Source organism: Bernardetia aquimarina (genome assembly GCF_042180575.1).
GTDB lineage: Bacteria > Bacteroidota > Bacteroidia > Cytophagales > Bernardetiaceae > Bernardetia.
In genome coordinates this window covers 1478479-1497804 of sequence record NZ_CP170094.1, presented here as the reverse complement: position 1 = coordinate 1497804, position 19326 = coordinate 1478479, and the positions used below count along the sequence as shown (strand labels likewise).

Annotated in this window: 16 protein-coding genes and 1 tRNA gene; 3 read left to right on the top strand and 14 right to left on the bottom strand. The window is 32.1% G+C overall.

Annotated elements, in window-relative coordinates; all coding sequences use genetic code 11:
* Positions 1-299 precede the first annotated feature (299 nt).
* Positions 300-1448, top strand: coding sequence for a cystathionine gamma-synthase (locus ACE193_RS06315; protein ID WP_375562161.1), 1149 nt, complete (start codon positions 300-302; stop codon positions 1446-1448).
* A gap of 102 nt (positions 1449-1550) precedes the next feature.
* Here the strand turns inward: ACE193_RS06315 and ACE193_RS06310 are convergent, their stop codons facing one another.
* From ACE193_RS06310 to ACE193_RS06265, 10 genes are all read right to left on the bottom strand, one after another.
* Positions 1551-2030 (bottom strand): GNAT family N-acetyltransferase, encoded by a 480-nt coding sequence (locus ACE193_RS06310; RefSeq protein WP_375562160.1) that lies wholly within the window; start codon positions 2028-2030, stop codon positions 1551-1553.
* Between the two features lie 128 nt (positions 2031-2158).
* On the bottom strand, positions 2159-2704 hold the full coding sequence (locus ACE193_RS06305; RefSeq protein ID WP_375562159.1) for a transposase: 546 nt from the start codon (positions 2702-2704) through the stop codon (positions 2159-2161).
* A gap of 340 nt (positions 2705-3044) precedes the next feature.
* The gene (locus tag ACE193_RS06300) at positions 3045-3455 is read right to left on the bottom strand and encodes a hypothetical protein (RefSeq protein ID WP_375562158.1); all 411 of its coding nucleotides are present in this window, start codon (positions 3453-3455) and stop codon (positions 3045-3047) included.
* A 432-nt stretch (positions 3456-3887) separates the two neighbouring features.
* Positions 3888-4301: a hypothetical protein gene (locus ACE193_RS06295; protein WP_375562157.1), complete on the bottom strand. Its 414-nt coding sequence runs from the start codon at positions 4299-4301 to the stop codon at positions 3888-3890.
* A gap of 493 nt (positions 4302-4794) precedes the next feature.
* On the bottom strand, positions 4795-5751 hold the full coding sequence (locus ACE193_RS06290) for a hypothetical protein (protein WP_375562156.1): 957 nt from the start codon (positions 5749-5751) through the stop codon (positions 4795-4797).
* A gap of 53 nt (positions 5752-5804) precedes the next feature.
* A complete protein-coding gene (locus ACE193_RS06285) occupies positions 5805-6665 on the bottom strand; it encodes a hypothetical protein (RefSeq protein ID WP_375562155.1) in 861 nt (286 codons plus the stop codon).
* A 51-nt stretch (positions 6666-6716) separates the two neighbouring features.
* Positions 6717-8954 carry a cyclic nucleotide-binding domain-containing protein gene (locus ACE193_RS06280; protein ID WP_375562154.1) on the bottom strand — a complete coding sequence of 746 codons (2238 nt, stop codon included), beginning with the start codon at positions 8952-8954 and terminating at the stop codon, positions 6717-6719.
* Between the two features lie 120 nt (positions 8955-9074).
* Positions 9075-10763: an adenylate/guanylate cyclase domain-containing protein gene (locus ACE193_RS06275; RefSeq protein ID WP_375562153.1), complete on the bottom strand. Its 1689-nt coding sequence runs from the start codon at positions 10761-10763 to the stop codon at positions 9075-9077.
* A gap of 151 nt (positions 10764-10914) precedes the next feature.
* A complete protein-coding gene (locus tag ACE193_RS06270; RefSeq protein WP_375562152.1) occupies positions 10915-12576 on the bottom strand; it encodes an adenylate/guanylate cyclase domain-containing protein in 1662 nt (553 codons plus the stop codon).
* Positions 12577-12773: 197 nt separating this feature from the next.
* Positions 12774-14480, bottom strand: coding sequence for a pyruvate dehydrogenase complex dihydrolipoamide acetyltransferase (locus ACE193_RS06265; RefSeq protein ID WP_375562151.1), 1707 nt, complete (start codon positions 14478-14480; stop codon positions 12774-12776).
* Positions 14481-14958: 478 nt separating this feature from the next.
* Here ACE193_RS06265 and ACE193_RS06260 point away from each other — a divergent pair.
* Positions 14959-15043, top strand: a tRNA-Ser gene (locus tag ACE193_RS06260).
* Positions 15044-15079: 36 nt separating this feature from the next.
* On the top strand, positions 15080-16297 hold the full coding sequence (locus tag ACE193_RS06255; protein ID WP_375562150.1) for a tyrosine-type recombinase/integrase: 1218 nt from the start codon (positions 15080-15082) through the stop codon (positions 16295-16297).
* A gap of 92 nt (positions 16298-16389) precedes the next feature.
* Here the strand turns inward: ACE193_RS06255 and ACE193_RS06250 are convergent, their stop codons facing one another.
* The 4 genes from ACE193_RS06250 to ACE193_RS06235 form a co-directional block, all read right to left on the bottom strand.
* Entirely contained in the window at positions 16390-16650 is a 261-nt protein-coding gene (locus tag ACE193_RS06250; RefSeq protein ID WP_375562149.1) for a hypothetical protein, read from the bottom strand.
* 24 nt (positions 16651-16674) lie between these two features.
* Positions 16675-17121: a hypothetical protein gene (locus tag ACE193_RS06245; RefSeq protein ID WP_375562148.1), complete on the bottom strand. Its 447-nt coding sequence runs from the start codon at positions 17119-17121 to the stop codon at positions 16675-16677.
* A gap of 1363 nt (positions 17122-18484) precedes the next feature.
* Positions 18485-18682, bottom strand: coding sequence for a hypothetical protein (locus tag ACE193_RS06240; RefSeq protein ID WP_375562147.1), 198 nt, complete (start codon positions 18680-18682; stop codon positions 18485-18487).
* Positions 18683-18714: 32 nt separating this feature from the next.
* The gene (locus tag ACE193_RS06235) at positions 18715-19254 is read right to left on the bottom strand and encodes a DNA-primase RepB domain-containing protein (protein ID WP_375562146.1); all 540 of its coding nucleotides are present in this window, start codon (positions 19252-19254) and stop codon (positions 18715-18717) included.
* Between the last annotated feature and the right edge of the window lie 72 nt (positions 19255-19326).

The following is a 19326-nucleotide window of genomic DNA, read 5'->3' as shown; positions in this document are numbered from 1 at the left end:
AAACTGTTAGTCAAAATAACTTGTTAAGCAAAGATACTAGAAAGCTATTAATTTAATCTAAAGGAACTTAAAGTAAATTATGAGTTTTCCTAAATTTTTAATCAATTCCTAGGGCAAACGCACGAAATTTTATTTTTTAAGAATTGGTTCAAGCGAGGACGCTTAAACCAGTTTTTATCTAATTCAAGCGTCCTCGCTTGAATTTTAAAACTAAAAAAATAGGTCAAAAAGAGTATAAAATTACACATTTTATTTTCGTGCGTTTGTCCTAATCAATTCCCCAAAAACCCTCATTTTATATGAAATTTGCTACTAAAGCTATACATGCAGGTATAGAGCCAGACCCAAGCACAGGAGCTATCATGACTCCCATTTTTCAGACTTCTACTTTTGCACAAACTTCTGTTGGTCAGAATAAAGGTTTTGAGTATGCACGTTCGTCAAACCCTACTCGTCAAGCCTTAGAAAAATCACTTGCAGCCTTAGAAGATGCCAAGTATGGTTTTGCTTTTTCTTCTGGAATGGCAGCTATTGATGCTGTTATGAAACTTTTAAAACCTAATGATGAAGTTATTTGTGGACAAGATATTTATGGAGGCTCGTATCGTTTGTTTGTAAAAATCTATGAAGAAATTGGAGTTAAATTTCACTTTATAGATATGCAAGATGAAGAAATAGTAAAAAATACTATAAACCCAAAGACGAAAATAATTTGGATAGAAACACCTTCAAATCCACTTTTACAAATTGTTGATATTGAAAAAATAATTAAGATTGCTAAAGAAAATATTCTTGTTTCGGTAGTTGATAATACATTTGCAACGCCTTATTTACAAAATCCGATTACGATGGGAGCTGATATTGTGATGCACTCGGCTACAAAATATTTAGGTGGACATTCAGATGTAGTGATGGGTGCTTTGATGCTTAACAATGACAAATTAGCAGAACGAATTTATTTTATTCAAAAATCCTGTGGTGCTGTTCCTTCTCCTTTTGATTGTTTTTTGGTGCTTCGTGGTATCAAAACACTTCATTTGAGAGTAGATGCAAGTTGTAGAAATGCTGAAAAAATTGCTGATTTCTTAGTACATCATGAAAAAGTAGAAAATGTTTATTATGTAGGTTTGCAACATCACAAAGGACACGAACTTGCTAAAAAACAAATGCGTCAGTTTGGTGGAATGATTTCTTTTGATTTGAAAGAGGACACTCAAGCAAATGCCTATAAATTCTTAGAAAATATTACAGTTTTTGCATTGGCTGAGTCTTTAGGTGGTGTTGAGTCGTTGGCTTGTTATCCTGCGATGATGACACACGCCAGTATTCCTGTTGAAAAAAGACACGAAATTGGAATTACAGATTCACTGATTCGTTTGAGTATTGGCTGTGAAGATGTAGATGACTTGATTGAAGATTTGGATCAAGCTTTGACAAAAATAGATTAAAATGAAGTTTTTTAGATTATGATTATCATAACAGTAAGCTGAAACTAAAGTATTCTAACACAAGATTCTATCTTGCGCCAAATAGACTTCCAAATGACTACTTTAGTTTCCTGTAAATAATCCATTCAAATCTTTCACAAAAAACAATTTATCTAAAGGATTTTTCAAGAAATTAGGAGGTAATTCATTTTCCAAAACTTCTTGAAATCCATTTTTCTTATAAAAAGATTGGGCTGCTTTAAATTGGTTCATTGTTCCAAGGTAGATTTTAGAAATTTGATTTTCCTTGCTCCATTCAATAACAGTTTCAAGTAATAGTTTGGATAGTCCGAATTCTTTTCCACGAAACTCTTTTTTTAACATCATTTTTTTTAAAATTCCAAAGTCATTTTCTACCACAACAACTCCAGCTGTTCCAACAACTTTTCCATTATATAGAGCCACCCAATAGTTATTAGGAATACTAGGAGTTTCAACTGTTACTTTTGGAACTATTTGTTCCTCAAATTCCAATGCAATTTCATTCATCATCTCATCAATTCCGTTTTGATGAACATGGTCATAAATAACAATTTTTGTCATGTGTGTCATATTTCTAGCGCAAAATTCTATCTTGTGCTTATAATTTGGCTACCAGTTCGCAAGCATATGCTTGCTGAAACGGTAGGCACAAGGTAAAACCTTGCGCCAGAGTAAATGAATTATGATTTTTATTCAATAAATAAAATATCTAAAAGCCCTTTTTCTTTTTTTGTATCATCGTAATCTCTTGCACTACTGTAAAGCCACGCACTTGCATCATCTACAAAAGGATTTTGATGAATATATTCTAATTTTTGATCCATCATAAAATTATTAAAAAGTACAATCGGATGATTATCTTGTTGCCAAAATTGCCAATCTAAATTATTTGAATTCTTTTGTCCTTGCCACTCAAAAATACGCAACATCCATTGTTTACGACTTTCAGTAGGATGTCGGTTTATAGCTGCTCGTAATTCTCTTGAAGTAAACGATTTGAAATCTCTCAAAATATCTGAAAGTGGTTTGTCATTCGTTCCGATTATCAAATGTAAATGACTTGGCATAATACACCACGCATAAATTTCTAAGCCTTTATTTTTCTGACAAAACTTCAAACTATCAATAATAATTTCTCTATACTCCTCTCTAATAAAAACATCTACCCAAAAAACAGTTGCAAAACTCACAAAATAAAGTTTTTCATTGTCATCAAATTTATATTTTCTACTCATTTTGTTTCTAAATCAGTTTAAAGTATTCTAGTGCAAGATTCTATCTTGTACTAGCTATTTGGTCAGCATCTGCTGACAGAATCATATACACAAGGTAAAATATTTTTTTGCTTTTTCAATCATTACTACAAAAAAAAGCAGTCTAGCGCAAGATTCTATCTTGTGCTTATGGTTTGGCTACGCCGACTTTCAGTTCGCAAGCATATGCTTGCTGAAATAGTAGGCACAAGATAGAACCTTGCGCCAGATGGGAAGTATTCAAATAACCAACAAACAGCAAAATTATTTCTTGTCTGTTGATTTTTAGATTTCTAAAAATTGGAACAGCAACAAGTTTCTTTCAAAAAAAAGGTTTTTCATCAGATTCGTCTTGATCAATAATTCCATTTTCTACCATATACTTCGTAAAATCAGCATAGAAATGGGTTAGTTCAAATTTACGATATACATCTGCTAATTCTACAACTTGTCCATCTTCAAAATAAAAAAAAAGATTTGATATTTTTTCTCCCTGATTCAGTTCTCTTTTAGGTGTGTTATTCAACACATGATTTATCAACTCTTCATTTTTGTCTTTTATAGCGTTGAGATAATCATAAAGAGAAGCTGTATTATTTATTTGAGATTGATGTAAAAACTCATTCATTCTTTTTATGTGTTGCTCTGTTATGGAAAGAAAAACAGTAGTTATTTTTTCATAAGGACCTAAAGAAGGATTAGTATGCTGGAGTTTTATAGTTTGTATGTTCATGAACGTATATTTAATAGATAGAAAATTTATCTTGTACTATTTGTCAGGCTGTCAGTCATCGTAATTAATGGCATTGTAGGAATGTGGAAGAACAACAAAAACATAGGTTAAAAAATCTGATAACTATTTTTTTATTCTGCCCCTGCTGCTGCTCGGCTATCCAAAAATTGCTGTTGCTTGGCTTTGCCGAGTGACTTATATGTATTCGGCATCTCTGCCGTGTATTTGTATTTCGCTATTCAATACTCACAAATCTAAAAAAATAGCAGTAAAAAATATAATGTTGCAGCTAAATAGGTGCTTTTTTATAGCTTATGTGCTGCCACTAACAACAAATACAAAAACCACGGCTACAAGCCGAATACATATAAATCACTCGTTAAATAACGAGCGATAGCCACAAAAAAAACCTCACTATGATTTTTATAATAATTATTGTTTATTCTGTAAAGTTAAAATGCTAAATGTTTTTGCTAAAAGGCTACTATCTATATCGATACTCATCTTTCGTTTAGATTTTCTATTGGATAGATTAAATAATTGTTCCTTACACTCAGAACTGTAACATACATAATCTATTTTTCCCACCTTTAGATATATCGTATCAATTTTTGTTCTATACTCATCCACAAATGCCTTATCCCATCGTGTACTAAATCCTAACATTACATAACCTACTTGTTTAGGTTGAATTTCGTTAATATGTATTTGAGAGTATTCATTTTGATTTTTAAAAGAACAAGTAACTTTAATATTTTCATCAAGTTTATTTTTAACTTCTATAACTCCAGGTACGTCGCAACTCATTAAACTTGAAACAAGTAAGAACAAAAAGTAATATTTCATTTTTTTATCTAATTTTAAAGTTGAAATAATTAGAGGTTTTTTCTAATTTAATAGCTATTCAGACTAGTAGTTTTAGCTTACTAAGTAGTAAGACATTATTAGCAAGTGATTTGGCTTCGCCGAACTATCGGTTTTATGATTACTATGATAATTACAGGATAATACAATAAAAACAAAATAAGTATTAAAAAGATATTATTACTTAGGTTTTTCTAACTTTCATTTGTATTTATCTTGTATTTCATCTTAAAAATCATATAAATCACTCGCTAATCAGTTATATGTATTATTAATTTTGTACAACTACTTAGTATATGTGTTTGAGTTGTTGGTCAAATACAAAAACCACGGACCACGGCTACAAGCCGAATACATATAAATCACTCGTTAAAAACGAGCGATAGCCATAAAAAAAGCCGAGCAAGGGCAGGGGGATAATCTACGACCAACGAGGGATTGTAGGAATTTGGAAGACCAACAAGAACGTATCAAATTATTGTTTTTTTTCAGAATTTACTTCTTCGTAATCAGTAAAAAACTCTTCTTTATTTTTACCTTCTATTTTTAAAGGTTCTAATAATTCAAATTCTTGTTTTTTTACTCTAATCTTATTACTAAATGTAAATGTTTCCAAAAATATCTCTGGAGTAATCACTACTGAATCTTCAAGTTCAGTTTCTATTTGATGAAGAATATCTACAGTTTCTAAAATATTATTCTTAATATCTGAACTTTCAACTTTGTTAATTATATTTATTGCACCAGTAGCGATTCCACCTAAAGCACCTAGTATAAAAATAGCTTCTCTTATTTTACCTGTAATGACTGCCCAGTTAGAATTATTTGAATCTAATTGACTCAATATTATTTCAAATTCTTTTGTAATTTTATTTTTAGACCCTTTTTTTAGGGAGGTGTCTTCTTCTATTAATCGTATGCACTTCTCAATCAAAAATTTTATTCTGTCTTTACTTGTATTATCTGGGTTGAAGTATCCTTCAAATTCTATATAATGACTATTTTCTAAAACTCTTTTATATGTTGCTATGAACTCGCTATACAATAAGTTAAATGCTCTTTTTATCGCAATATTTCGTTGTTTTCTAAATGAAAATGATAATGGTATTAAAGATGATATTGCAGAAGACAGAATCGAATAATGGGAAGAAAGATTTATAGAAATAGGAGAAGGACTTACTACTACTTCCGTCTTTAATTGATCTGTATATTTCTTCATATTATCTAGAAGCACCAAATCATTATCTAATAAATGTGAACAACAATCAATATACTTATTAATAATAGTATCTAGTATATTAACTTTATTTATTGCAAAATCACTTGACTGAATTTCGTTCAGATAAGAATCTACATAGCTAAATATACTATCAAGGTTTGCTCTATTTTTCACATCTATCCTTAAAAAATCTGCAAGAGATAAATTATTCATTTTCTGTACTATATGTTTTATTTGAAATAGTTTTTTATTTTAAACCTAACTGGTTACTTTCCTATATAATTTGCAATCAAACCTCCAACTACTGAGATTACTAGACCAATTATAACAACTGTATTAACTGTTTTACGTAAACTTTCTCTTTTTCTGAAAGTTTCTAAATAATCTCCCCAACAGAAATTATAAACAGGATAAAGCCATAGAAAATAAAAATAAATAGTTATTACAGAAATTATAAGTACTCCTAGAGCAGCAAAAATATACTTCAATGGGTTTAATCCTTCTAAACTTTGTCCACTTTCCTGTATTCTTAACAGAGCCTCTATTGGTTCAGTAAGTTTACCTGATTCATAGTCAGCTCTAATTTCTTTAATTGTATCACTTCTTTTTGTAAAGCCACCAAAAACTAGGAATATTAATGGAATAAGCATAAATAACGGAATAATTATAACACTAAAATGTCGGTATTTTCTGCCTTTTGAGTCATAACTTAAATTCCATCTTTTAATTTTCTTTATTCTTTCTTCTATCAAAGAACTAGTTACAAATACCCAATCTCTAGTTAATCCATTGATATTATATCGAATACTGACTTCAGTAGAAGCATTAGCAGAATCAGTATTTGTAAATTCTAAGGATATTCGTCTAGTATCTAGTATCTCGCAAACTACCTCTAGTTTTACAATTTTAGATGAACCACTATTTTCTATTATAAATATTTCCTCTATATCATAAGTTTCTGCAACTACACCATTTTCAAAAATAACAGAAAAGCTATTCTGTATATCCCCACTCTCTTCTTTCTTAAGCTGTTCTTGAATTAGGTCATTGAATCTTCTTAACTCTTGTTCACTTAGAACAAAACCTTGATAAAATGATTTATTTGCTTCTACATTTATTTTCTTCATTTTTGTTTGAATAGTTAATCATAATTAATAAGAACGTTTACACATAAATTCCTAAACCCTCCTAAACCGTTTCTCATAACTTTCAATAACCTTCCAATAAACGACAGGAATTTCTTGTATCAAATCGGCTGCAATGGCAAAAAGAGAAGCGTCTTTTGAAAGTGTAACGCTGTATTGTCCTGCATTTTCTTCCCAGTTTTCGGCTGTCAGTATTTCGTTTGCACCAAAAAAATCGCCTTTTTGTAGGGTTTCTACTCGTGTTCCATTTCGTTTTATGTTTACTGTTCCTTCTTCTATGATGTAGAGAATATACTTTTGAGAAAGCTCTATTTCCTGTCCTTTTGTTTGGGTCATCGCTTTGGCTATGCGTGTCAGGATAGGAAAAGAAACCACCTCGCCAAAAAGCCACGTATTTTCTAAAAACAAAATATTTTTTTCTACTCGTTTGAGTTCGCTATACAAATCATTGCGTTCTACAAAATCGTGATACGATTGTAAAGGAATTTGAATAACGGTAATATTACTGGCTGCTCGGTAGGTTTCAAGAGCTTTTCCACCCAAATAACCCGAATAAAAACCTATCAAAGAACCTGCTGGCAAAACATGTTGATTGCCTCGTTGCGAATCTATAAACTCCACCGAACCTGTGATAAGCAAATAAACATATTCGCTATTTTGTCCTTTTTTGAATAAAATTGTTCCTGCATTGAAATGCCTAACCGAATGATTAAGCAAATAATTGACCTCATGCTGAGGTGCGCTAGGAAAATAAAACTGCAAATACTTACTCGCAAAATCAAATAAATAATCATGACTAGCAGGAATAAGCGTATCAATCATTCCAAAGGCTGCCGAAGAACCAATTTCACGCTCTTTGAAAGTGAGTGGCTTGTGTGTGTGCGCCAAAACGATTTTCTTAGAATCATCTTTTCGGTAATCTTCTGCTTGTCCGTGAATCATTCCACCACCAATATCAATTTTTTTGAGATTAGCAGGTATCAAATAATTTTGCGTGATTTTGTCATACCATTCTTGAGAAACTTGTAGATTATCATTTCTTTCTGTCATTTTTTTGAATACATCAAAAGAAACTACATCAGCTAAATGAGCATACGTTTTGTAAGTATCTTTCCATTTTGCTCTAAAATAAAACAAATTCGTTTCGACAGGATGAGGAGAATACAAAGGCATTACTTCCAGTCCGTCGACATCGTTCCATTCATCAAAATTAAGGTCGTGAATATCAAAAAAGTTAGAAAAATTATTTTCTTCAATAGACATCAAAGCACATAATTTTTTGGTAATGGCAGAACGAACCAAAGGCGTTGCATAATATTTAAAACGTCTATCCGTTCGGATAAGTGTAGTAAGTCCTGCAAAATGGTCGTCGTGAGCGTGGGTATGAAAAATACCTTCAATTTCATTGACACTAATTCCTAAATAATTCAGACTTGTCAGAATATTTGGACCTGCATCAACTAAATAAATTTTTCCTTGAAAAATAAGAATACTCGCCATACAAGGACGGTTTATGTCCCAACCGTCACCCTCGCCAGAATGCACGACAGCAAAATATTCTCTATTCAAATAATGATAACCGAGTTGATACGGAGCTTCATAACGGTCTTCTGCACCTAGATTTAGATTTACTTCAACACTTTCATCTTGATAACTAATCTCATAAATATTAAATCCTTTTCGCTCAATAAAAACACCATTTCGGATTTCAGTTTTTTTGTTTTCTTTTTCTACTTCATCCTTATTTTCTGCTTCTTCTATTACTCTTTTATCCAAAATTGCATCGGTAGGATTGATTTTTCCAAACGCAAAATTGAGTTTTATACGCATCATTTGTTCGGCAGTTTCACCTGTTACTCCTGCTGCTTCGTATTCTTCTTTATTTATCAAACCATAATTTCCACGATAAAAATATTTCATCTGAGCTTCGATTTGCTCATCTGTTCCAATAATCATCGGACGAATTCCTGTGTTATTTGGATGATTCGGAATTCCCATTCCTTGCAAATAAAGCATCTGCATGGCAGGAAATTCTATCAAATTAGAAAAACTTCCATTTTGCATTAATACCTCAGAAAGCAAAATACAGTTTGGACCCGATTCATAAGAAACGATATTTTGACCTATCTTTTTGTCTATTGTTTCGACAAGACCTCGTTTTTTCAAATGTTTGACAGCATCGGCAGGACAGCCACAAAGCATAAAAACGTTTGCTTCTGGTATTTCTACCCAAAAAATTCCTGTACTGACACTCAATTTTTTTACCAACATATAATTGAAATTTATGCTCTAAATTATTCTGCTTTTCAACCGTCAACGAGGCTTTGCCGTCGTTGAGGATTATGTTTGAAACCTCGTTGACGGCAAAGCCTCAACGACGGTTATAAATACTTAACTGATAACTGTATTCACAAAGTACATATCTATTTCCCCTTTATTTTTAGCTGTAATTTTCCCTCTATACTCACACTCAAAATCATTTTTGACGTGATTGTATGTAGTTTCAGAAATATTTACTTTTCCAACTTCTCCACTAGACTCCATTCTTGCAGCCAAGTTTACAGCATCTCCCCAAATATCGTAAGCAAATTTATTTTTACCAATAACGCCAGCTACAACAGAACCTGTATGAATTCCTAAGCGAAGTTCGAAAGTTGGTTCTCCTAACTTTTCTTGGTAAGTTTTCCAATCTTTCATAAACTTTTGCATTTCTAACCCTGCTTTTACAGCATCTTTTGGATTGGAAGTATTCGCCACAGGAACGCCACCAGCACACATATACGCATCGCCAATGGTTTTGATTTTTTCTAGATTATTATTCTCACAAATTTTATCAAATTCGGTAAAACAATACTCTAATTTTTTGACTAAATCTTCAGGTGATAATTTTTCAGAAATCTGTGTAAAGCCTTTAAAATCTGTAAACATAACTGTTACAAGGTCGTAAGAATGAGGTTGTGCATGTCCTGTTTCTTTGAGTTCTTGTGCTGTTTCTTCTGGAAGAATATTGAGTAAAAGGGTATCTGATTTTTGACGTTCTAAGTCAATTTCTTTGTTTTTGGAGTTGAGTTTTCTGTTACTATTAAATTTTTGTACAAAAGCAATTACTGAAAGGAGAAGAACGATTCCACCACCAATTAGACCAATCAAATACTGATTATTGGTTGCTTTTTGTGCTTTTGCTTCGGCTTCTTGTTCTCTTGCTATGGAGGCTTGTTTTTCAGCCTCAGCTTTTTGTCTTTTGCCTTCCGTTTCTTTCATTTTTAAGTCAAGGTTTTTGAGTTGAAGCTCTAATCCTTGCCTTTCAATAACATATTTTTGAGAATCAATATCAAGTGTAAGTTCTTTCTTTTGGGTACGCAAAAACTCTAATTCTCTTTGAGAAAGTAGCATAGGGTCAATTTGCATGGCTTCTGCTAATTCTCTTTTTTTATCTCTAGGGTCTGGCTTTTCGTTTTGTGCCTGTTCCCACATGAGTTCGAAGAGTTTTACCTTTTCTTCACTTCCTTGCTTGGTATGTGCTTCCATCAAGACAGTAGAAAGATTTATTCTGTCCTGACGAGTGATTTGAAATGTATCAGATTTTGCTAAAAGTGTTTCGGCTGTCGGGATTAGATTTTCATAATCTCTTTCTTTGTGCGTAATTTTTACTATTTTCCGAAGTATATTTCCTTCTTTCTCAAATTCATTTATTTCATTATAAAGTTGTGCAGCTTCTTGATATTGGCTATTTTTTTTTGTAAAATAATCAGGCATCTCATATTTATCGCCCAGTTTTTCGTGACTTCTTGCTTCTAAGAGTTTGTCATTATTTTTTTCAGCAGAATAAATTGCACGTTCATAGTAGCGCACCATCAAACCTATTTGCTTGATAAGATGATAACTTTCTGCAATTTGCCAACTAAGACTAATTGCTGTTTTGTAATCTCCATTTTTTAAGGCACGTTTTCGCTTTGCATCATAATCTCTAATTTTAGAAATTACTTGACGACGATTATAATTTTGAGCTTTTCCCCAATCATAAGGAACAAAAAGCAATAAAATAAGCGCAATAATAAGAACAAGGTACTTTTTTTTCATGATGAGTGCTCTGTTTTTTTGGATAGAATTTTTAAAAAAAGCTCTTTTGACAATGAATATTTTTATTGAAATAGTATTTTTTATTGTAAAAATAGAATTGGCTTATTTGTAATTCTCCAATTCCTAAATCCCAATCTCTATTTCCCATTTCCTAAAACTTAGAAACGACAAAATACATATCTACTTCGCCTTTATTTTTAGCTTGAATTTTTCCACGGTACGAACAGAAAAAATAATCTCTTACAAGCGAATAAGTATATTCTGAAATATTTACTCTGCCTACTTCTCCACTAGATTCCATTCGTGCAGCAAGATTGACAGTATCGCCCCAAATATCATAAGCAAAGCGTTTTTTTCCAACAACACCAGCCACAACTGCACCTGTATGAACTCCCAAACGCATCTCAAAATAGGGTTTGCCTTGTAATATTTTTTTCTGTTTTAGTTGTTCTATGACTTCTTGCATTTCCATAGCTGCACTGATTGCATCCACAGGATTTGTATAATTGGGAGTAGGAACACCACCTGCACACATATAGGCATCACCCATAGTTTTGATTCGCTCCAAATTCCAACGCTCACAAATAGAATCAAATTCTGAAAAACACTCTGCAAGTTCGTCGATGAGTTCTTCTGGGGTAAGTTGTTCGGCTGCTTGTGTAAAACCTTTAAAGTCTGTAAAAATAACAGTTACTTGGTCGTAAGAACGTGGTTTTAACTCTACATTATGTTTTAGTTCTTCGGCTATTTCTTTTGGTAGAATATTGAGTAGTAATGCTTCTGAGCGTTCTTTTTCTTTTTCTATCATTTCTTTTTGCTGCTCAATTTCCTCATTTTTGGCTGCCAGTTCGTGATTTGCTGAGGCTAATTCTTTGTTAGCTTTCTTTTTTGCTCTTACAGTACTGCTTTGAAGAAGAATAAAAATAATTAGAATAATAGCGAAAACGGCTGCTCCAGCGACAATATAAGTAAAGAGTTTTTTGTCTGCTTCTCGTGCAGCAACTGATTTTGCATGAAGTTGTTCCAAACTATCAGATTTAAAACTATTTCTTTCTAATAATTCTTCTATGGTAAGTGTTTTTACTTTTTGTTGTTCTGAAATACTTTCTGCTACTTTTTTCTTTTTTTCTAGCTCTGTTTTACTAATTGATGCAGAGTCTATTAATAGAGCATCTTTCTGTTCTTCCAAAGCCATTACATCTTGGGCTTGGTCTTTTATCTCCTCTTTTACCTTTTCATACAAATTAGCATTGCTATTATCTCCTTTTTTTCTATATATTTTGGACAGGTATTCGGTACTTTGCAAAACTAGGTCGGTAGCATTAGCTTGGTTAGCTATCCGTATTGTTTCCTTCAAAACAGTAATAGCTTTATCGTATTGTTGAGCATCAGCATATAATATTCCTTCTAAGTAATGCGAACTAGCTACCATTTTTTTATTCCCAAGCAAATTGTAGGCTTGTGTTGCTTTACTATAATTAAAAATAGCTAAACTATAATTTTTATTTTTTTTATAAATTACTCCCAGCAAGGAATATACTTTTCCTAGATTTCCATAGTCTTTTACTTTAAGTGAAAAATCAGTAGCTTCTTTGAGGTAATTAATTGCTTCTCGTTCGTTTCCCTCTCTATAATATCTTTGTCCTATTTGATAAGCTAGTTTTCCTGCTTTATTAGAATTACCTTGATTTTTGGCAGTTTTATATTGTGTTTCTATGTTTTGGGCAAAACTACTTATAGGCATAACGAAAAAACATACTATAAAAAGTAAGAAAGTAAAAAGTAATTTATTTTGAGAAGTAAACTTGTCCATACATTTATTTTTGTTGTGCCTTTTCATTCTGAAAACTAGCTATATAATGACTAAAGAAAGAGTAAAAAAATAGAACACTTAAATTAGATTGATTCTAGTAGAAATACAAATTTTTTTTGAAAAAGTTAAAGAAAAAAAATCCCTTTCTCATTAAAATAATAAGAAAGGGATTAGAAATTAATCTAGCATAAATTAAATTAGACCAACATTTTCAAAGGATTTTCCATAAATTCCTTCAAAGTCTGTAGGAATGCTGCGCCAACTGCGCCATCAACCACTCTATGGTCACATGATAAAGTCATTTTCATAATATTTCCAACTACAATTTCACCTTCTTTTACGATAGGTTGTTGAGTAATTGCACCAACAGCCAAAATACATGCATTTGGAGCATTGATAATAGCCGTAAATTCTTCAATGCCGAACATTCCTAGATTAGAAATTGTAAATGTACTTCCTTCCCAATCTGAAGGTTGTAATTTTTTGTCTTTTGCTTTTCCTGCAAAATCTTTTACTTCTGTATTTATTTGAGAAAGTGTTTTCATTTCTGCAAAACGCACCACAGGAACTAACAAACCTTCATCTACTGCCACAGCAACGCCCATGTGAACATTATCGTAATAACGAATCGTATCACCTTGCCAAGAAGCATTGATAGCTGGATGTTTTTTGAGTGCTAAAGCTGTTGATTTGATGACAATATCATTAAATGAAATTTTTGTATCAGAAAGACCATTGAGCATTTTGCGTGTTTCGATGGCTTTATCCATATTTACAGCAATCGTTAGATAAAAATGAGGTGCTGTAAATTTACTAGCTGAAAGACTTTTTGCAATGGCTTTACGCATCTGCGAAACTTTTTCGTCTTGTGTTCCTTCTTGTGCAAAAGCTGGTGCTGATTTTTGAGCTTGTTGTCCGTTTGATTGACTAGACTGGCTTTCAGAAACCTGTTTTGTTTCTGTTTTAGATGAAGACGAAGCAGCTTTTTGAGGAGTAAAGTTTTCTATATCTTTTTTAGTAATTCTTCCATTTTCGCCACTCCCTTCTATTTGATTAATATCATACCCATTTTCTTCTGCCATTTTTTTGGCTAAAGGAGAAATAAATATGCGTCCTTCCGAATTTGCATTCGAAGAAGTAGAACTACTTGAAGACGACATAGAAGCTGATTTTACCTCTTCTTTTATTTCTTTTTGCTCTTGTTCATTGGTAGTATCAGAGCTATTTAAACTTTCAGCATCTAAAAGAGCTTGATAATCTGCTCCTTTTTCTCCAATAACAGCAATTGGTGTGTCAATAGGAACACTATCTCCTTCTTCTGCTGCCAAATAAAGTACTTCGCCATCATCATAGATATCAAAATCCATTGTTGCTTTGTCTGTTTCTACTTCAGCTATAACATCACCAGATTTGAGTTTGTCACCTACTTTTACAAGCCAAGAAGCCAAAACGCCCTCTTCCATTGTATCAGTCATTTTTCGCATACGAAGAACGATAGCATTGATAGAAGAAGTATCAATTTTTTTGGTAGAAGATTTTTCTTGTTTTGGTTGTTCTACTTCTTTTTTAGAATCTGTTTGTTTTGGTTCTTCTTTAGACTCAGAAGAGCTATTTCCATTTTCTCCACTCTGTCCAAACTTTGCTTTTAAGTCTGAAATATCTTCTCCTTTTTTGCCCAAAATCAAAACTGGGTCATTGACAGGAATACCATCACCTTCACTGACACCAATATATAAGACTTCGCCATCAACAAAACTTTCCCATTCCATTGTTGCTTTATCAGTTTCAATTTCTGCCAAAAGGTCGCCTGACTTTACTTTGTCGCCTTCTTTTACGAGTATGCTTGCTACAACGCCTTCTTCCATTGTGTCGGTAAGGCGTGGCATAATAAGGATTTCAGCCATAAGAACGTATTATTTTATGTGATTTGCTTTTGTGTGTATCTTTATTTCTTTGAATGGAACTCAAAATGAGTTCTGATTTTTTCTAGTACAATCTAAATAAAAAATGATTTGTTTAGTTTTAGTGAGCTAGAAATGAAAATTCGATTCTTGTACTTCAAAGATAAGAATTTAATTTGTGAAGGCAATTTTAGAATAAATTTATTAGTGTTTTTTTGATAAAGAAAGATTTTTAGGAAACTCATTATCAAAAAATGAGCAATATGTAAAAAAAGCGATTTTTTCTAAAAAAAAAGTAACACACTAACCTATTGAAAGTCAATCACTTTTATTTTAAAAACAAAAAAACATCGAACTTTTTCAAAAAAAGTTTGGTTAGGGTGTTGTATAATCAAAAAAAGCGTGGTACATTTGTATCGTCTTAAGGGCAACACCACATAAGTTTTGCAAAATAAGTATTCTTTTTTGTAAGATTTCATTTAGAGAAATGGCAGAGTGGTCGAATGCGGTGGTCTTGAAAACCATTGTACCGTGAGGTACCGGGGGTTCGAATCCCTCTTTCTCTGCAAATCAGCCTTCACGGTATAGTGAAGGCTTTTTTTATGTCCTTGTCGCCAATTTGTCGCCAAAACCTACTAATCTCTTTTTCGATTGGCTTTATTATTACCTTAGATTTATTCAACTTAGGAATGGCAAAACACGAAAACAAAAAATTTCCTTATAAACCTGCAAAATTAGTCGATGGAGTAAAAAAATATGTTGAGTTTTGGGTTTGGAGTAATGAAACAAAAAAACTAATTAGAAAAAGACTTTATAAAAATGCTAGTCTTGAACTGGTAGAAATAATAAACAAAGATTTAGAAAAAGAAAATATATATGCTCCTTCAAAAATTGAGGTTGCTATTGCAGAAAAGGAAGAAAAAAAACAATCTGAAACGGCTATAAATGCCTTTCAATATGCTTTAAATTCTGCTTATCCACGACTAAGAAAAAAAACAAAAGAACGGTATAAAAGTCAAATAAATAACTTTTGTGATTTTCTAACAGAAAATTACAAAGGTCTTACTATTCGTGCCTTACAACAATCTCATGTAATTGAATATTTGAATCTAGTACAAGAAACTAGAAAAATTAGCAATAGAACTAGAAATGCTTACGGCTCTACTATTCGAATAATGTTATCTGACTTAAAAGAACTAGATTATGTTGATACTAATGTAATGAGTGGTTTTAAAAACTTAAAAGAAGGTAGTAGTACGGCTCATAAATTTTACACAAACGAACAAAGACAAAAACTAAAAGAAGTAATTAGTATAGAAAATCCTAATTTATGGCTCATGTGTCAATTTATGTTTTATACTTTTGCACGTCCTAATGAAATACGATTACTAAAAATTGGCTATATAGAAACCGATACAAACAAATTATACATACCTGCAGAAATAGCAAAAAACAAAAAAAGTGAGCGTATAGATATACCTGTTCAGCTCATGCAAATTTTATATAAAACTGGTTTTTTGTCTTATCATTCAGATTCTTATCTTTTTGGAAAAAATGGCACTCCTTCCAATATTCCCACACAAAGGGAACATTACACAAAGGAATATTCAAAGATTAGAAATAGGCTAAAAATCCCAAAAGAATATACTTTATACTCGTGGAAACATACGGGAGTAATAGAGGCATACAAAAACGGTCTTGATATGATAGAAATTTCGCAACAATGTAGGCACGCAGATTTAGACGAAACACGTAACTACATGCGTGGACTTGGTGCATACAGTTCTGAAAAAATAAAAAATAAATTTCCAACACTCTAAAATTTAGGCACAAAAAAAGCATAGAATTTTGTTCTACACTTAATTTGTTATCAGACTATGGCAAGTCCAAAAAAACCGTCTTACATATTTTTCTAGTCCTCAAAAGCATCATCAGAATAGGTTATTTCTTGGAGTAATTCCCATTCTGTCTTTTCTCCTACTACTTTGATAGCTCCGTAAAGTTTTAAACTAAAACCTTCTTCTTTTTTCATCAATGCACGTTCACGCTTTTCGAACTCTTTTTGTGCCTGTTCTGCGCTCATAAATTGCGCCCTTTTGCCCCCTCCTGTTACTCGGTAAATATTAAATACTCCTTCTTGTGGGGTTGCTGCTGTTGTTGCTTTCTTAGCCATTTTTTTACTGTTTTTTGGTTTGTTTTAATTAAATAAATTTTCGTTTCTGTCGTTGTCTCTGTCGTCTAATTCGTCAAGTATATTTTGAACTTCTGAAATATCCACGCCTACTACTTCATCAATTTTTTGTTCTGCTAAATATTTAATCCTTTCTAAAAAGTAAACTAAATGAAGTTTGAATTTAGCTTTGTAATTTTCTTCATCTTCTTCGGTTTTTAGCGTATCACTAAATAATGCTAAGTTTTGGGCGTGTTCTACGTATTCTGTTATTTCTCCTAATGATTCAAATAGTTCTTTACCTTCCTTTGAAATTTCACTTCTTTTGTATTCGGTATTTCCTACGGTTGCGATACATTCACTATATTTTTTTCTACAACGGTCTGAACACGTTTTTTTATCGCTTCTTGATTTTCTTGGTAGAATTGTACCACAACTCAAACATTTTTTTTCTTTGATTATTTCTTTTGCCATTCTCTTTTTATTTATTCTATACTACTAATATACGGCTTAATTGCCTTTTATGATACGTTTTTATGTTCCTTATCTGACACTTAGCAAAGTTCAACAATTACAAAAACCTCAAAATTTATACTCTAATAGCTATATGTACACTTTTTGAAAGTTATAACTTTTCACACTTAGCAAAAAAGTAAATTGATAGGGTAAGATGATTTTTGATTGATTTTTCTACTGGTGCAAATTTGAAGTAAGAAAAAGCTATAAAATTAACCACTTCAAAAACTGACTTTTTTACGAATCATTGTTTGTAGGCTGCAAACACACTTTTTTAATTTTGCCATGCTCTCAGCTTCTTATACTCCTGTTCTCATCAAAATATTTTTCTCTTGTAAGGAATAGAGAAAATAGTAATTTTTAGATTTTGACTATTCTATTTTTTGGCTATTCCTATAAACCTTCAAAAAACCTTAGTAAAACCTTGTAACAGACTAAACAGAAGCGTTTTTTAATCGTTCCGTTTCCTTCGTTCCGTTCCGTTGTTTTGCCTTGGAACGGTTGCGTTATACGGTTGCGTTCCTTCGTTCCTTTTTACTGTTTCGTTCCGTTGTTTTTGACTTGGAACGGCTGCGTATTACGGTTGCGTTCCTTCGTTCTAACAAATGCGTTGTAACCATCAAAAAACCTTATCAAATCCTTATTACAAGATAATTGAGGGCGTTTTTTGATTTTCCTATCTTTCTGTTTTTTTGGCTCTCATTTCTAACCTATTTTTTTGACTTTCCTGTGTGTATCTTATTGTTTTTTTATTGAAACACGCCTTTACGGTGTTGTTTCGGCTGTTTCTTGTTTCTGTTTCTGTTTCGTTTTGGTGTTTCTTGGGAGCTTTTAGGCTGCTGTTGGTCGGTGTTTGTTCCTTCTTTGTTCTGTTTATGAGAATGAAAACCTATGTAAAACCTTAGTAAAACCTTGTTTTGAGCTTTTTTAGTGATTCTGACTATATTTTGTATAAAATCTTTATTTTTGATAGTATAAAGGCTGTTTTTCACCATTTTTACCTCAAAATAAACCTTACTGAAACCTTGATTTTGACCTTTTTCAATGATATACGGCTTTTGTACTCTATTATATGCGTTTCCTTGCTGTATAGTCTGTTTTTGACTAATTAGAGATAAATAGCAACCTTATGAAAACCATTATAAAACCTTATAAAAACCTATCAGAAACCTATACATATACCTTTAATGTAGTAGGAATATGTACTGGTTACTGGTAGGTTTTTTAGTATGTGTCTATCTTTTTATTTTCTGTTTTGTGGCTGTACGCTTGTGTATAGCTGTTTTTCTGTTTTTGTGTTGTTTCTGTTTTCTGTTTTTGATTATCTATTTAATCGCTTTCTAGCGTTTTTGATTGTTGTATCAATATAGTTATCTCTACGACCTTGCGCCTTTTCGCTGTTCTTTAATAATTCATTTCTAATAAACTCATCGGTTTTGTTTTGCCTAATGAGCATACAACATGTATTAAAATCTTGTCGGCTTCTGTCAATTCCTTGCTTTTCCTTTTTTTTAAGCACACAACCAACAAAGTTGTTAGAATGAGTAATATTCAAATCGTAGTCTTTGGCAAATCCAATAGGAATAGTAGAAAAGCGTTTTTTTTTTTGTGTAAAATAACAGTAGGAAAGACACCGTTTTTTTTGTGTTTTTCTTTTTGGTTTGTGAATGAAGGCAATCGCCCCAAGTGGTCAGGTTCTGCGCTTCCTTTATCTGCGTCATGTTCGTTTGCTAGTTTTCTGCAAATTTGGAAAGCGTGTTCTCTATTATCTGGATTGAAAGAAGTTTGAAACCAAATTTGATAATTATCTTTACTGGTTTCCACAAGGGCGCACGGTGCGAGTTTTGCTAGTTCTGACAGACTTTCACGACTTACATCGTCAAGTAGTATAACATTGTATGTTTGAGGTCTTATATAAATGTTATAGCCTTGTACGTTCTTTGCAGCGTAAAATTTCAAACTTTGGTTTATTCGTTCCTTGGTACAAATAAATCTTAATTGAGGTTTTGATTTGTCAAAATGTATCAATGCTATTACGAATAGTTCGCAATGAAAGGCATTGAGGAAATTATTTATTACTGTATAGTTCATTCTACCTTTTGGGTTGTGTGCTTAAAAAAAACAACTTGTAAATAAATTTAAAGTCTTGTACTTTTTTCTTTC